Below are 13,690 nucleotides of genomic sequence, written 5' to 3' on the forward strand. Positions count from 1 at the left end.
CTCTGGTGAAATCTCCAATGTTTCTCTACTCTATAGCGGGTACAGTTACGAACAAAAGTGACAGTTTTGTCCATTTATTAGGGTACAGATGCGGCATGGAACAATCGACGCCCCGCTCCAAAAGCAAATACCGTCAGGTGATACAGGAACTGGAAGTCCGTGTCTCGCAAGGTGTCTATCAAGCCGGCGACCGGCTCCCCTCCATCCGTCAGTTAAGTGAGCAACTGGCCGTCAGTAAAAATACGGTGATTCGCGCTTATCAGGAATTGGAGGCGGCTCAGAAAATCGAAGCCCACCCGCGTTCGGGATACCGGGTTGCCGAACGGACCCAGACTTCATCGGGCACACCGCCCGAGCCTGATTTTGTCGATCTGTTATCCATCAGCCGGAAAGTGTTACAACACACCCTGAACAGTAACCTCTTACCCATGGGAAGCGCCCACCCCAATACTCACTTTCCGGCGATTACGTCTTTATATGCGGAAATCGGCCGTCAGAGCCGGTATCAAACGCAACAGCCCAGCCATTATCTGCTCCCCCCGGGCGATGAGCAGTTGAGAAAACAGCTGGTTTCGGTGAATCAGTGGCTGGGGATTTCCGCATTTCCGCATGAGATCCTGATCACCCATGGCGCCCAGCAAGGGATCAGCATGGCTCTTCAGGCACTCACCCGCCCCGGTGATACTGTAGTCATCGATTCACCCTGTTACTTCGGCAATCTCTTACTGCTGGAATCACTCGGACTCAAAGCCGTGGAAATTCCCGCCAGCCCGCTGACTGGCATGGATTTAAACCAGCTGGCTCTGGCCCTGAAACAATGGCCGGTGGCCGCAATTCTGATCAATCCAAGCTATAACAATCCGACCGGCTCAGTCATGCCAGCCGCAGCCCGCCAGCAATTACTCACGTTAACCCAAGACATTCCGATCATTGAGGACGATGTCTTTGGCGATCTGGGTTACGGCGATCGACCTCCCAGCATATACAGTCTGGATGACAGCCAGCGTGTGATCTACTGTAATTCACTGTCGAAAACACTCGATTCCCGGCTTCGGATTGGCTGGTTGCTTGCGGGACGATATCAGTCTCAGATTGAAAAACGGCTCCTTGCCGATAACATGGGCAGCCTGAATCTGATGCAGTCCGCCGTTGCTGAATTTCTGAAAACTGGCAAATACCGTGCTCATTTACGAAAAGTGCAACGTTATTATCAGCGAAATCAGCGGCAGTTCTGCCAGGCGCTGACGGCTGCACTGGATAGCTATCCCTGGCTGCTTGGCCGCTACCACCTTTATCAGCCGGACGGGGGATTTTTGTGCTGGCTGTCCCTGCCGGAACACACTGACAGTGATCAGTTATATCAGCAAGCCCGCGCCGCGGGGATCAGCCTGCTGCCGGGCAGCATGTTCTGCACGCAAAAGCAATATCGTCACTGTCTCCGGTTGAGTTATGCCGCCTTTGAAGACACACCGGACTGGCAACAGGGTATCGCAGCACTTGCTGCGATCATTGCTTCACACTTGCAGCCTTCGTCATCGGAATCAACAGGTTTCAGCTAGGCTTAAAGCAAGCATCCGCTGAGCCGATCACACACATTCATGAAAAACGATGACTGTCTGCGCAGCCCCTTAGCATCATGATATCTATGGAAGGAAAGAGATGATTCAGACCCGATTTTTTACGTTATCCGCTTTGCTTTTCTGTGCCGTGCTTACAGCCTCAGCACTGGCGCAGCCCATCACCACCGGACGCAGTGAAGGCATGGCTTTTCAAGTCGAAAAAGTCGCAGAGGGATTCCCGGTGCCTTGGGGAATGACTTTTGTCGATGACGACAAATTACTCATTACCCTGCGGCAGGGTGAAGCTGTGCTTTTCAATATCCGTAACGGCCAAAAGCAAAAGGTTTCTGGCTTACCTGAAGTCTATGCCCGGGGCCAGGGCGGACTGCTCGATGTGCAATTGTCACCGGATCCTGAAACTGCGGGCTGGCTTTATTTCACTTACAGTAAACCCGTTGGTGACAGCAGTGTAACCACACTCGCACGCGCCCAGTTATCGGAACAGACACTACAAAACTGGCAGGATTTACTGGTGACCCGCTCCCAGAGTGATACCAGTCGCCATTACGGCAGCCGGATCGCATTTGATGGTCAGGGGCATGTGTTTTTCTCTGTTGGCGATCGCGGCCATCGACCAAACGGACAGGATCTCAGCAATCATGCCGCAGCCATCATGCGCTTGAATCTGGATGGTTCGATTCCGAAAGACAATCCGTTTCGGGAACGTTCAGGCGCTTCCCACGAAATCTGGAGTTATGGCCACAGAAACCCACAGGGTCTGGCGTTTGACCTTGCAACCAACCGCCTTTGGGAAATAGAACACGGTCCACGGGGTGGCGATGAGATCAACCTGATCCAACCGGGCAAAAACTACGGCTGGCCAGTGACGTCTCACGGCAAAGAATACTGGGGGCCACTGGATGTTGGCGAAGCCAAAGAAAAAACCGGCATTGAAACGCCCAAAAAAGTGTATGTTCCATCGATAGCACCCGGCAGCCTGCTGATTTATGACGGCGATGCTTTCCCCGCATGGCGGGGGAATCTGTTTTCGGGCGCTCTGGTTTTGCAGCATCTGAATCGTATTGTGCTGGATGCACAAGGCAATCCGGTTCAGGAAGAACGGCTGCTGGAGTCCATGAATGAACGTATTCGCTCACTGGCTCAGAGCCGGGAAGGCTGGCTGTACCTGGGGACAGACAGCGGCATGATATACCGGATACGGCCCCAATAACCCATCAAAGCGGCCAGCCCAGGAAAGAAACACGTCAATAAAAATGCCCCGGCACAAACCGGGGCATTGAGTGATTCATGTCTCTTGATGATTACAGATGTTCGCCACGGCGCAGCGCATCAATCCGTTTGTCCAGTGGTGGGTGCGTCATAAAGAGCTCAGACAGGCTTTTCTTGCCATTGATGCCAAAAGCCATCATCGACCCTTCCAGGTGCGATTCCTGACTGACTTTTAAACGCTCCAGGGCAGCAATCATTTTTTCTTTTCCAACTAAATGTGCTGAACCGGCATCGGCTTTGAACTCACGGTGACGGCTGTACCACATGGTAATAATGCTCGCGAGGAAGCCGAACAGCAGTTCCATCACCGTCGAAACAATGAAGTAAGTCATAAAGCTGCCACCGCTTTCCCCTTCTTCATTATTGCTGCTCACGCCACTGACGGCACCCGCAATAATCCGGGAAATGAAGATCACAAAGGTGTTCACGACCCCCTGCAGCAACGTCATGGTAACCATGTCGCCATTCGCAATATGGCTGACTTCATGAGCCAGCACGGCTTCTGCTTCTTCCGGTGTCATGCTGTGCAGTAATCCGGTAGAAACTGCGACTAACGAGTCGTCCCGCTTTGCACCCGTCGCAAATGCGTTGATGTCTGGTGAGTCATAAATCGCAACAGTCGGCATGCCGATACCGGCCTGTTGTGCCTGACGCGTCACGGTTTCCATCAGCCAGTATTCGGATTCATTCCGGGGATGCTCAATCACCCTGCCGCCTACAGAACGCAAAGCCATTGATTTCGACATGAAGAGCGAAATCAGAGAGCCACCAAAACCAAACAATGCCGCCATCACCAGCAGGCCACTCAGACTCCCTGGTTGTAAATCTGTCACGGCATATACAATATTGAGCACAATACTGAATACCAGCATGACAGCCAGGTTGGTTGCCAGGAACAAGGCAATTCGTTTCATACCTTTCTTTCTCCAACAAAGGTCAATCCATCCAACGCTTCGACGCCTTGAAACATGCAGTCTCAGCAAGTATTTATAGTATGGTCGTTTAATCATAAAACAAGCGGAAGCGGGAAATTGTTACTTTTCGTAAGTCCACCCAGTCCTGACCAGACCTGTGAGCTTCATCCAGTTCTTTCCATTGAATCGACTCCTTAGACTTTGGTCGTATTGTTTCTCATCGTGCCATTCACTATTGTCACTGGGTATTGGAATTCACTCAGTAAAGAAAGGAGGCAAGATGGCTGACCACGAGAACTACCAAGTTGCGATTGATATCCTGCGCTGTCATCTTGGCATGACAGCTGAAGAAGCCTGTGCAGAGCTTGGACTGGATCCTTCTGCGACACAATCTGCTGAAGCTATCGACCCACTTTCGTTGCTGAACCCGAACTAAATTCCCTTGTATTAAGTGCTAACTCCAAGGCCTCCTTTCAGGAGGCTTTGTCATTTCTGCGTCATAATAATGTCAATACAGTTTCCATTCAGATTAATTGTGTGATACTACTCCCAAAAATTATTCTGAACACTGTGCAGGTAAATTATGAAAAAGCTCTATTCGCAAGCATTGGATAGCGCAACAACGCAGAGCAACACGCAGGGAAACGCACGGACACTGCTCATTCCAATCGCAATCTTTATGGCTGTGGCTGTCATCGCTGCAGTGGCTGCTTTCATCATCCAGATCGAAGTCCTGCAATTTAGCGGGAATCTGGGTGAAGATTCACTTGTCGAGTATACGCAGGAAATGTATTTGGCCCTGAGCAGCGCACTTTTTGCAGCCGTTGCTGTGAAGAAGCCAGCACTGCGTGGTTTTGCGATCCTGGTATCGGCATTCTTTCTGGTACTCTTGATTCGCGAGCTGGACGGTGTCCTTGATTTGATCCAACACGGTTTCTGGAAAGTCCCCGCGGTTCTGGTGGCTGTTGGCGGTATCGCCTACGCGTACCAACACCCGCAAAGCACCCAGTCGCCCCTACGCAATTACAGCAAACATGCCAGTTTTGGCCTGATGATTGGCGGGATGGCGACCCTGATGGTGTTCTCGCGACTGTTTGGGATGGGAGATCTGTGGCAAACCGCAATGCAGGACAATTACGTCCGTGAAGTGAAAAACCTGGCGGAAGAAGGGGTTGAACTCTTGGGTTACAGCCTGATTCTCGCGGCCTCTGCCTGGTACTGTCTGCCGAAGCTTGTCAGCAAGAAACAGTAAGCTCAATCATTCACACTGACGATAAAACAAGCCACCGGACTGGTGGCTTGTTGTTTCATGACATCAGGGCTTTCAGTTGTTCCTGATCAATAAATGCGGTGAGATCCCGTTTACTGATATCCGGCAGGTAAGGTATTTCCCCCAACTTAGGTGCTGGTAGATTCGCTTCCAGATAAGCCAGATTTTCCGCATAACAACTGACCTCCGGATCAACCCGATTCGCAATCCATCCCGCCAGAAACAGCCCATCCCGGACAATGGTTTCCGCAGTCAGCATGGCATGATTCAGGCAACCCAGTTTCATCCCGACCACCAGAATCACGGGCAGATTCTCTTGTCTGGCCCAGTCTGAAAACTTCACTGAATCAGACAAAGGGACCCGCCAGCCGCCAGCTCCTTCAACAAAAACCACATCCGATTGCTCCTGCAGACGGTATAACCCACTGGACAATTTATCCGTGCAGATTTCAACACCAGCCTGACTTGCCGCAATATGCGGTGCAATAGGCGGCTCAAAGGTGAAAGGATTCACGGCTTCATACTGGAGTTCAGGATTTGAGGCAGCCTGCAAAAACAGTGCATCAGAATTCCGCATTCCATAAGCCGTCAGCGTACTACCGGATGCGACCGGCTTATAGCCTGCCGTCCGGAGTCCTGCCTGCACACAAGCATTGATCAGGGTTCGGGTCGCCACAGTTTTTCCGGCGTCGGTATCCGTTCCGGTCACAAAGAAAACTTTAGACATTCTTTAATACTCCAAAACAAACCTGGTAAGTTGCTGGTAATTGACCCGCATCATCCCGAAAACTTGCGTAAGCATCCTCAATCCGTTTGAGTGTATTGCGGCCAAACAACCCCTGCCGGCGCTGTTGTGACAAATGTGTTGCGCCAATCCCTTTCAAATCTTTCATCAGCGCCATCGCACTCGGATAATGCATCACAACGGACTCAACCGACAGGTCAAACTGAGTAAATCCTGCCGCTTTCACTGCGCTGAGCAAAGCAGATTGGCTGTCGAATTTGTTCACATGCAGATGTTGGTCGACCGCCTGCCAGGCCCGCTGCAACTCAAATAATGAATCTGCGGCCAGCGTGGTGAATCCAATCCACCCGCCGGGCTTAACGACCCGCCGAAGCTCCTTCAATGGCACACTCAGATCACGGCACCATTGAAGCGCAAGACTGGAAAATGCAGCATCAAACCGCTGATCTTCAAAAGGCAAGGCTTCGGCATCTGCCAACTGAAACACTCCCTGATGCTGGCACCTCAGCTGCGCCTGTTCGAGCATCGACAATGACAGATCAACGGCTGTCGTCCGGCAGTTCAACTGTTGTAATTGCTGGGTGAAATAGCCTGTCCCGCACCCAACATCCAGCCAGTGTGTTCCTGCGATGACATCCGGGCGCCGATCCAGCAACAGATGCCCGACCCGGCGTTGAAATGCCGCCGATTGATCGTACCCTGATGCCGCTTTTCCAAAGCTGGCAGCAATGGCCTGTTTTTCAGCAGACTGGACTTTCCAAAAAACTGAATCAGTCTGATTCATTGATTTGATTGGCTGCATCCGTTACCTCTTCAAAAGACGCATTCAAACAATGGGCAAGCTGCAAAACCTGCGCTTCGGTGTGATTCGCCGTCAGCGTAATTCTCAAGCGCGCCTGATGGACAGGCACGGTGGGCGGTCGAATGGCTGAGACCCAAATGCCTTGCTCCGCCAATGATGCCGACAACGACATCGCGCGTTCACTGCTTCCCAGCAAAATAGGTTTAATCGGGGTTGAAGTGACTTGCAGGCCAATGTCCGGAGCCAGTGTCTCCGTCAGCATCTCACCTAGGGTCAGCAATTTTTCTCGCCGCCAGTGCTCGGTCTGCACCAAATCGACCGCGGTGCACAACGCAAATGCCTGCGCAGGCGGCATTGCCGTGGAATAGATGTAATGCCGGGCAAACTGAATCAGATACTCTGCCACTGCCTGACTACACAAGACGGCAGCCCCCTGCATGCCAAAGGCTTTGCCAAATGTCACCACCAATATATCTGGGTGAATCCCAGCCTGATCGCAACTGCCGCGCCCGGCTTCACCAAGCACACCGCAACCGTGGGCATCATCCACCATCAACCAGCTTTGCGATAATTCACAAAGGGATGCGATGTCGGCCAAAGGTGCCTGATCCCCATCCATGCTGAACACCCCTTCCGTGACAACAAGCCGGACCGTATCACTCCCCTCATGTCTGGCCAGCTGTTGCTGCAATACAGCGACATCATTGTGCGCAAAGCGCTGCATGATCGCCGGCGACAACATGCCTGCCTCCATGAGTGAGGCATGATTGAGTTTGTCCTGAATCAGCAAATCACCTTTCTGAAGCAACGCAAACAACACAGCCTGATTGGCACTGAATCCGGTACTGAACAGTAATGCGCGCTCAAATCCCAGCCATTCAGCCAGCCGGGATTCTAAATTTTGATGTGGAGTATGATGTCCGGTCACCAGCGGTGACGCCCCGCTGCCAGCGCCATAGCAAGACAACCCATGCTGCCATGCCTGAATCAGTTCAGGCGATTGCGCCAGTCCCAGATAGTCGTTACTGGAAAAGTTCAGTACGGGTTGCTGGCTGTCTGCCAGGCGGACCTCAGACAAGTGTCTGTCCAATAAACGACGCTGACGATACAGACCCTGCACTTCTCGCTGGTGCAGGGCCTGATGCAGGCGCTGTTTAAGAGGCATCGTAGAACAGATCATCAGCCGACGGACGGGAAGCAACGCGTTGCGCGACCTGACCCAGCAGCTCCTGCTCCTGAATTTCATCCGGCTTCGCTGCCTGTTCCTGACGGTTAATTCCCAGCTTCTTGAACAGTTGCATGTCTTTGTCTTCTTCCGGGTTTGGTGTGGTCAGCAATTTGCAGCCATAAAACACCGAGTTTGCACCCGCCATGAAACACAAGGTTTGGGTTTCTGCGCTCATGCCTTCACGACCGGCAGAAAGGCGAACAGCAGACTTCGGCATCATGATTCGGGCCACAGCGATGATCCGGACAAAGTCGAGCGGATCAACATCGTCCACACTTTCCAGTGGCGTGCCCTTCACTTTCACCAGCATATTGATAGGCACACTTTCCGGATGTACCGGCAGGTTCGCCAGTTCCACCAGCAGGCCGGCACGGTCACGGGCACTCTCTCCCATACCAATAATGCCACCGGAACAAATCTTCATCCCTGCATCACGAACGTGGGATAAGGTGTCCAGACGATCCTGGTAAGTCCGGGTGGTGATGATGTTGCCGTAATATTCAGGTGAGGTATCCAGATTGTGGTTGTAATAGTCCAGACCCGCATCGGCCAGCGTGTTTGCCTGCTCACCACTGATCATCCCCAGCGTCATACAGGTTTCCAGACCCATGGCTTTCACACCGCGAACCATCTCCAGCAGGTAAGGCATATCCCGCTCTTTCGGGTTTTTCCATGCTGCGCCCATACAGAATCGGGTCGCACCGGAGTGTTTTGCTTTTTCAGCCGCATCCAGTACACGCTCGACTTCCATCAATCGCTCACGATCAACATCGGTCCGGTAATGCGCACTCTGCGGACAATATTTACAGTCTTCCGGACAGGCACCGGTCTTGATCGAGAGCAGGGTACTGACCTGAACCTTGTTCGCCTCATGATACTGACGGTGCACTTGTTGTGCTTCAAAGACCAAATCCATGAACGGCTTTTCAAAAAGCGCCTGTACTTCTGCAATGCTCCAATCGTGTCTTACTTCCACGTGTAAACCTCATTCATTGTTCTTATATCCCCGTTGCGCTGTCACGATAACCGCAAGAATTCCACGGGTTTGAATGCTTGCAAGTCTACTTTGAGTCGGTACACTGTCAACCATAAAGAAAACACAAGGTTTACATCTGTGCAAAAAGTCACCACAAATAACGAGACCTCCAACCAGTGCAAGGCGGCTGGGGTCGATCTGGACTACGATCGCGAACATGTCTGGCATCCTTACACCTCCACCATCAACCCCTTACCCTGCTACCCGGTCAGCCATGCGAAAGGCGTGCATCTTTACCTCGAAGATGGTCGTGCGCTGATTGATGGCATGTCATCCTGGTGGTCTGCCATTCATGGCTACCATCATCCGGTGCTGAATCAGGCTGCCAGAGATCAACTGGATCAGATGTCTCATGTGATGTTCGGGGGGCTAACACACCAGCCTGCGGTGGAGCTGTGCCGAAAGCTGATCGACATGAGCCCCGCCCCGCTGCAGCAGGTTTTTCTGGCCGATTCCGGTTCTGTTTCCGTTGAGGTTGCGCTGAAAATGGCGCTGCAATACTGGCATGCCAAAGGAGAACAACGGGCCAAATTTCTGACGTTACGCCATGGCTATCACGGCGATACTTTTGCTGCGATGTCGGTGACGGATCCGGAGAACTCCATGCACAGCCTGTATCAAGGTTTTCTGCCGGAGCACATTTTCGCGGACTCACCTGAAATCGGGTTTCATGACACGTGGCAGGAAGATGATATTGCAGATTTCAAAGCCAGAATTGCCGCGCACCATCAGGAGCTGGCTGCCGTGATTCTTGAACCCATTGTGCAGGGTGCGGGAGGAATGCGGATTTACCATCCAACTTATTTACGCCGGGTCCGGGAGCTGTGCGACGATTATGGCGTATTGCTGATTGTTGATGAGATTGCTACCGGTTTTGGCCGCACCGGCAAACTTTTCGCCTGCGAGCATGCCGGGATCAGCCCGGATATCATGTGCGTGGGCAAAGCCCTCACCGGCGGATATATGACTCTGGCTGCCACACTCACCACCAAAACAGTGGCGGATACGGTCTGCAGCGGCGCGGCGGGTTGCTTTATGCATGGTCCGACATTCATGGGGAACCCCCTTGCGTGCGCCGTTGCGAATGCCAGTTTAACTTTACTGGCAACCAACGCATGGCAGGATCAGGTGAGTCGAATCGAGCACCAACTGGCCGAACTACTGCCCGCCCTCACGGAGTCCGACAAGGTAAAAGCAGTCCGCTGGCTGGGAGCGATTGGTGTTGTGGAATTGCATGCACCTGTGGACATGGTGAGCATTCAGCAAAGTTTTGTAGACAATGGTGTCTGGATACGCCCGTTTGGCAAACTTATCTATATCATGCCGCCCTTTATCACCACGGATCAGCAGCTTAAAAAACTGGTTTTCGCTATTTTACAATCCTTGAAGTAATATCGAAAAACAGACAAAGCTTCAACTTTGAACAGATATACTCATAAGAAGCGCCAGAGTAGGGTGAACGCCTGTATTTTTGGAGGTCAAATCGTCCAGAAAGGCAGGCAGCCCAGGCAAATATGACGTCAGAAAGGCTGATTCTTATGCAGTTACCTCTTTTCCCACTGCGGCTTTATGTATTACCGGGTGGTGTCAGTAAACTGCGGATATTTGAACCCCGCTATACACGCTTGGTGACGCTCGCCATGTCCTCCGGTCACGGTTTCGGCCTGTGTATGAAAGACGGAGATTCTCTCTGCCATTTCGGAACCCGGGTCGAAATCACCGATTTCGAACAACTCCCTGATGGGTTGCTGGGCATCACCATAAAAGGTGTAGAAAAGTTTGTCATCAACAATCACTGGCAGGAAAAAGATGGCCTGCGTTTTGGTGAAGTCAGCTCAATCAGAAATTGGGCCGCCAGCACCCCCCGATTCATCGACAAACCGATTGCGAACAGTCTGGAAGCGCTGTTTGATGAGTACCCGGATTATGCGTCGAATTATCCGGAGCCGGATTTCACCGACATGGCCTGGGTATGCCAGCGCTGGCTGGAAATCCTCCCGCTGGAGACCAATCAGAAACAGTGGTTTATGAGCCGGAATGATCACCGTGCTGCGCTGTCCTTTCTGCACAATGTGATTGACGAGGAGCTCAAGCATGACGATCTCTGACCTGACTTATCCCCGGCCTTCGCGGCTGAGACGCTGATCGACCATGCGTCGGTAAATTGCGGACAAGCCCTGACGGATGCCCGGAAGCCCCATCAAAAACGCAACCGGGCGCATCCACCAAATCTGATTGAGCAGCAGGATGTAGGCGTCCATTTCGCGATGGACAACGCCTTGCCTGTCCTGCACATGCAGCTCCCGCAACGCTTTATCCGGATCGATCCCCATGGCTTTCAACGCTTCGTCTTCACCGGTGATGTCATACCACACCACCAGCTCCGGATGACGACCCAGCCACGTCTCATACCAGGCCCGGTCCCGAACACAAGTGGGACAGGCACCATCATAAAAGACCGTGATCTTCTCTTTCTTCATGGGTGTCAGCCTTCAATTGTTCATGGGTGTCAATGACCACCAAAAGGGGTTTGTTTACTTTAAGTCTGGCTGATCCTGGCAGAAACTGCCGTCAAGACCATGTCGTTTGGAGGGATGAAACGCTGCAAAAATCAGCCTTCTTCCAGCAGTTTCAGCAGTAAAGTTCCGTCGTACATCGCCTGCTTCACCAACGCTGCCGCTGGCATGGTTGCCTGCGTATAAAAGCTGGTTTCTTCGATCCGCAAATCCTGGTTGTAAACCGGCAGTGACTGCGCCTTCACGCAAGACAAAATGGCCGGATAAAGCACCTTCTTCGCCTGATTCAGCTCGCCGCCAATCAGTACTTTTTCCGGCGTGAACAGGTTCACCATAATGGCAATCGCCCGGCCAAGGTGATGCCCGAGTTCAGTGATCACACGATGCGCCAGCGGATCGCCCTGCAATGCTGCTTCGCAGATCGTTTCAATGGTCAGGTCCTGGCCGTAAAGCGAGGATGCCTCCCCCAGACTCAGGCCTTTATTCACCTGTTCCCGAACCGCCTGAAGACTGGCAACGGTTTCCAGACACCCCCGGTTGCCGCAGTGACAGGGCAATCCATCCGGCTGAATCTGAATATGGCCCAATTCGCCGATATTCCCGATTCGCCCCTGAAGTACCTGATTATCCAGAATGATCCCGGCCCCGACCCCATGATGCACAGACACCAGAATGGAATTGGCCACATCTTTTGCGTTGCCAAACAACTGCTCGGCCAATGCCCAGGAACGGGTATCGTTCCCGATAAATACAGGCAGGCCGGTTGCCTTGTGAATCGCGGACCCCAGGGGCATGTCTTTCACTTCGTAGTGCGGCATTTGCAGCACCATCCCTTTCTCAGAGTTCACCAACCCCGGTAACGAAACCGCAATCGCCGTGATCCGATCCAGCAATTTGGCATGACGGGCAAAGAAGGTGTCAATTTCGGTGAGCAGTTTGTTCAGCACCTCATCCTGCTTGCGTTCCAGAATGTCCTGCCGTTCTTCAAACAGGATATCGCCCCCCTGCTCATGCAGAGCTATCGTCAGATATCCCCGGCCCAGCCGGATTCCAAGAAACTGCCAGCCATCATTATCTGGAACCAGACCAATCGCAGGTCGTCCCCGACTGCCGGACTCAAGAATTTCAGCTTCTTTGATTAAATGACCCTCGAACAGTTCCCGGGTAATCTTGGTGATACTGGCTGGCGCCAGCTGGCTCTTTTTCGACAACTCGATCCGGGAGATCGGGCCATACTGATCAATGAGTTTGTAGACGCTCCCGGCATTGTTCCGTTTGATATGATCGATGTGACCGGGTTGAGCGACGTACATGCGCGAACTTCCTCTGTCTGATAATAAATACGCAAGGCACTGAATTTTTTTACAGTGCGAAGTAATTGTGAAGCGACTTGTCCCAATGCCGTGAACCCAATCACCAACTTTCAGCAATTTCACCGGCAATGTGTATATATGTCGGGGCGCCACCCAGTGCACTTCATGTGAAATCACAGCAATAGAGACAATCCCATCGGGTTCTGACATAATACGCGCCCTTCAGCGTTCCGGGTAACAAAACACCCGCGACCCCGTGAAAATTGTCAGATGTTTTGAGGTCAGCCGTGTACAAAATCAATGAAATCTTTGAAACCATTCAAGGGGAAGGTGTTTTCACAGGTGTACCGGCTATCTTTGTTCGCTTGCAGATTTGCCCGGTCGGCTGCGCCTGGTGCGACACCAAGCAAACCTGGAGTGCAGAACCGCAGGATGAAGTGAACGTTCAGGCCATGATGGCCAAACGGGTGGATTCTCCCACCTGGACATCGCTGGATACTCAGGGCATCGTTCAACTGCTGCTGGATCAGGGATATACGGCCCGTCATATCGTGATCACGGGCGGAGAACCCTGTCTGTACGATCTGCGACCGCTCACGACCTTGCTGGAAGCCCAGGGTTTCCGCTGCCAGATTGAAACCAGCGGCACCTACGAAGTGCTTGCGACCCCGCAAACCTGGGTCACCGTTTCTCCGAAAATTAACATGAAAGGCAAACTGCCTGTCCTGCCAATCGTGCTGGAACGTGCCAATGAGATCAAACATCCGGTCGGCACCCAAAAAGATATCGATCAGCTGGATGCGCTTCTGGATGGCGTCCCGCTCCGGTCAGATGTCACCATCGCCCTGCAACCGATCAGTCAGAAAGCCCGGGCTACCGAGCTGTGTATTGAAACCTGTATTGCCCGGAACTGGCGTTTGTCGATTCAGACCCACAAGTACCTGTCCATCGCCTGACACCGGCCCGAAACCCTGCGCACCCGGGCCACTCTGACAAGCGTTGTCTTAATTCTCAGAC

At 52.5% G+C, this 13,690-nt stretch carries 14 protein-coding genes; 7 read left to right on the forward strand and 7 right to left on the reverse strand.

The window, feature by feature from the left end; all coding sequences use genetic code 11:
- Positions 1-95 precede the first annotated feature (95 nt).
- On the forward strand, positions 96-1,559 hold the full coding sequence (locus Q4579_RS05250; RefSeq protein WP_303562252.1) for a PLP-dependent aminotransferase family protein: 1,464 nt from the start codon (positions 96-98) through the stop codon (positions 1,557-1,559).
- A 202-nt stretch (positions 1,560-1,761) separates the two neighbouring features.
- Positions 1,762-2,790 carry a PQQ-dependent sugar dehydrogenase gene (locus Q4579_RS05255; protein ID WP_303562537.1) on the forward strand — a complete coding sequence of 343 codons (1,029 nt, stop codon included), beginning with the start codon at positions 1,762-1,764 and terminating at the stop codon, positions 2,788-2,790.
- A 91-nt stretch (positions 2,791-2,881) separates the two neighbouring features.
- Here Q4579_RS05255 and htpX read toward each other — a convergent pair whose 3' ends face one another.
- Entirely contained in the window at positions 2,882-3,763 is an 882-nt protein-coding gene (htpX, locus tag Q4579_RS05260; RefSeq protein WP_211647734.1) for a protease HtpX, read from the reverse strand.
- A gap of 280 nt (positions 3,764-4,043) precedes the next feature.
- Between htpX and Q4579_RS05265 the strand changes: the two genes are divergently transcribed.
- Together Q4579_RS05265 and Q4579_RS05270 are read left to right on the forward strand one after the other, a co-directional pair.
- Complete coding sequence (locus tag Q4579_RS05265; protein WP_303562256.1) at positions 4,044-4,199, forward strand: hypothetical protein; 156 nt, start codon at positions 4,044-4,046, stop codon at positions 4,197-4,199.
- Positions 4,200-4,346: 147 nt separating this feature from the next.
- A complete protein-coding gene (locus Q4579_RS05270; protein WP_303562258.1) occupies positions 4,347-5,015 on the forward strand; it encodes a transporter in 669 nt (222 codons plus the stop codon).
- 55 nt (positions 5,016-5,070) lie between these two features.
- Here the strand turns inward: Q4579_RS05270 and bioD are convergent, their stop codons facing one another.
- The 4 genes from bioD to bioB are packed head-to-tail and all read right to left on the reverse strand — an operon-like array spanning position 5,071 to position 8,784.
- A complete protein-coding gene (bioD, locus tag Q4579_RS05275; protein ID WP_303562260.1) occupies positions 5,071-5,760 on the reverse strand; it encodes a dethiobiotin synthase in 690 nt (229 codons plus the stop codon).
- Entirely contained in the window at positions 5,753-6,580 is an 828-nt protein-coding gene (gene bioC / locus Q4579_RS05280) for a malonyl-ACP O-methyltransferase BioC (RefSeq protein ID WP_303562261.1), read from the reverse strand. The genes bioD and bioC overlap by 8 nt, the downstream gene beginning before the upstream one ends.
- Positions 6,549-7,745 carry an 8-amino-7-oxononanoate synthase gene (gene bioF / locus Q4579_RS05285; RefSeq protein WP_303562262.1) on the reverse strand — a complete coding sequence of 399 codons (1,197 nt, stop codon included), beginning with the start codon at positions 7,743-7,745 and terminating at the stop codon, positions 6,549-6,551. Before bioF ends, bioC begins: the two co-directional genes overlap by 32 nt.
- Entirely contained in the window at positions 7,735-8,784 is a 1,050-nt protein-coding gene (gene bioB, locus Q4579_RS05290) for a biotin synthase BioB (protein WP_211647723.1), read from the reverse strand. The genes bioF and bioB overlap by 11 nt, the downstream gene beginning before the upstream one ends.
- A 138-nt stretch (positions 8,785-8,922) precedes the next feature.
- Here bioB and bioA point away from each other — a divergent pair, with 138 nt between their 5' ends.
- Both bioA and Q4579_RS05300 read left to right on the forward strand, forming a co-directional pair.
- Complete coding sequence (gene bioA / locus Q4579_RS05295) at positions 8,923-10,236, forward strand: adenosylmethionine--8-amino-7-oxononanoate transaminase (RefSeq protein ID WP_303562263.1); 1,314 nt, start codon at positions 8,923-8,925, stop codon at positions 10,234-10,236.
- A gap of 146 nt (positions 10,237-10,382) precedes the next feature.
- Entirely contained in the window at positions 10,383-10,952 is a 570-nt protein-coding gene (locus tag Q4579_RS05300) for an LON peptidase substrate-binding domain-containing protein (protein ID WP_303562264.1), read from the forward strand.
- A 6-nt stretch (positions 10,953-10,958) separates the two neighbouring features.
- On the opposite strand, the gene Q4579_RS05305 is transcribed toward Q4579_RS05300, so the two are convergent.
- Together Q4579_RS05305 and Q4579_RS05310 are read right to left on the reverse strand one after the other, a co-directional pair.
- On the reverse strand, positions 10,959-11,324 hold the full coding sequence (locus Q4579_RS05305; protein WP_303562265.1) for a thiol-disulfide oxidoreductase DCC family protein: 366 nt from the start codon (positions 11,322-11,324) through the stop codon (positions 10,959-10,961).
- Positions 11,325-11,455: 131 nt separating this feature from the next.
- Entirely contained in the window at positions 11,456-12,673 is a 1,218-nt protein-coding gene (locus Q4579_RS05310) for an ROK family protein (protein ID WP_303562266.1), read from the reverse strand.
- Positions 12,674-12,960: 287 nt separating this feature from the next.
- Here Q4579_RS05310 and queE point away from each other — a divergent pair, with 287 nt between their 5' ends.
- Entirely contained in the window at positions 12,961-13,629 is a 669-nt protein-coding gene (gene queE / locus Q4579_RS05315) for a 7-carboxy-7-deazaguanine synthase QueE (RefSeq protein WP_303562268.1), read from the forward strand.
- Positions 13,630-13,690: the final 61 nt, after the last annotated feature.

Origin of the sequence: Photobacterium sp. 1_MG-2023 (genome assembly GCF_030547945.1) — a bacterium.
Taxonomy (GTDB): domain Bacteria; phylum Pseudomonadota; class Gammaproteobacteria; order Enterobacterales; family Vibrionaceae; genus Photobacterium.

Bases quoted from the DNA above. Each gene is read 5' to 3' on its own strand.
- Q4579_RS05250 (WP_303562252.1), top strand. From the start codon at position 96: ATGGAACAATCGACGCCCCGCTCCAAAAGCAAATACCGTCAGGTGATA.
- Q4579_RS05255 (WP_303562537.1), top strand. From the start codon at position 1,762: ATGGCTTTTCAAGTCGAAAAAGTCGCAGAGGGATTCCCGGTGCCTTGG.
- htpX (WP_211647734.1), bottom strand. From the start codon at position 3,763: ATGAAACGAATTGCCTTGTTCCTGGCAACCAACCTGGCTGTCATGCTG.
- Q4579_RS05265 (WP_303562256.1), top strand. From the start codon at position 4,044: ATGGCTGACCACGAGAACTACCAAGTTGCGATTGATATCCTGCGCTGT.
- Q4579_RS05270 (WP_303562258.1), top strand. From the start codon at position 4,347: ATGAAAAAGCTCTATTCGCAAGCATTGGATAGCGCAACAACGCAGAGC.
- bioD (WP_303562260.1), bottom strand. From the start codon at position 5,760: ATGTCTAAAGTTTTCTTTGTGACCGGAACGGATACCGACGCCGGAAAA.
- bioC (WP_303562261.1), bottom strand. From the start codon at position 6,580: ATGCAGCCAATCAAATCAATGAATCAGACTGATTCAGTTTTTTGGAAA.
- bioF (WP_303562262.1), bottom strand. From the start codon at position 7,745: ATGCCTCTTAAACAGCGCCTGCATCAGGCCCTGCACCAGCGAGAAGTG.
- Q4579_RS05300 (WP_303562264.1), top strand. From the start codon at position 10,383: ATGCAGTTACCTCTTTTCCCACTGCGGCTTTATGTATTACCGGGTGGT.
- Q4579_RS05305 (WP_303562265.1), bottom strand. From the start codon at position 11,324: ATGAAGAAAGAGAAGATCACGGTCTTTTATGATGGTGCCTGTCCCACT.
- Q4579_RS05310 (WP_303562266.1), bottom strand. From the start codon at position 12,673: ATGTACGTCGCTCAACCCGGTCACATCGATCATATCAAACGGAACAAT.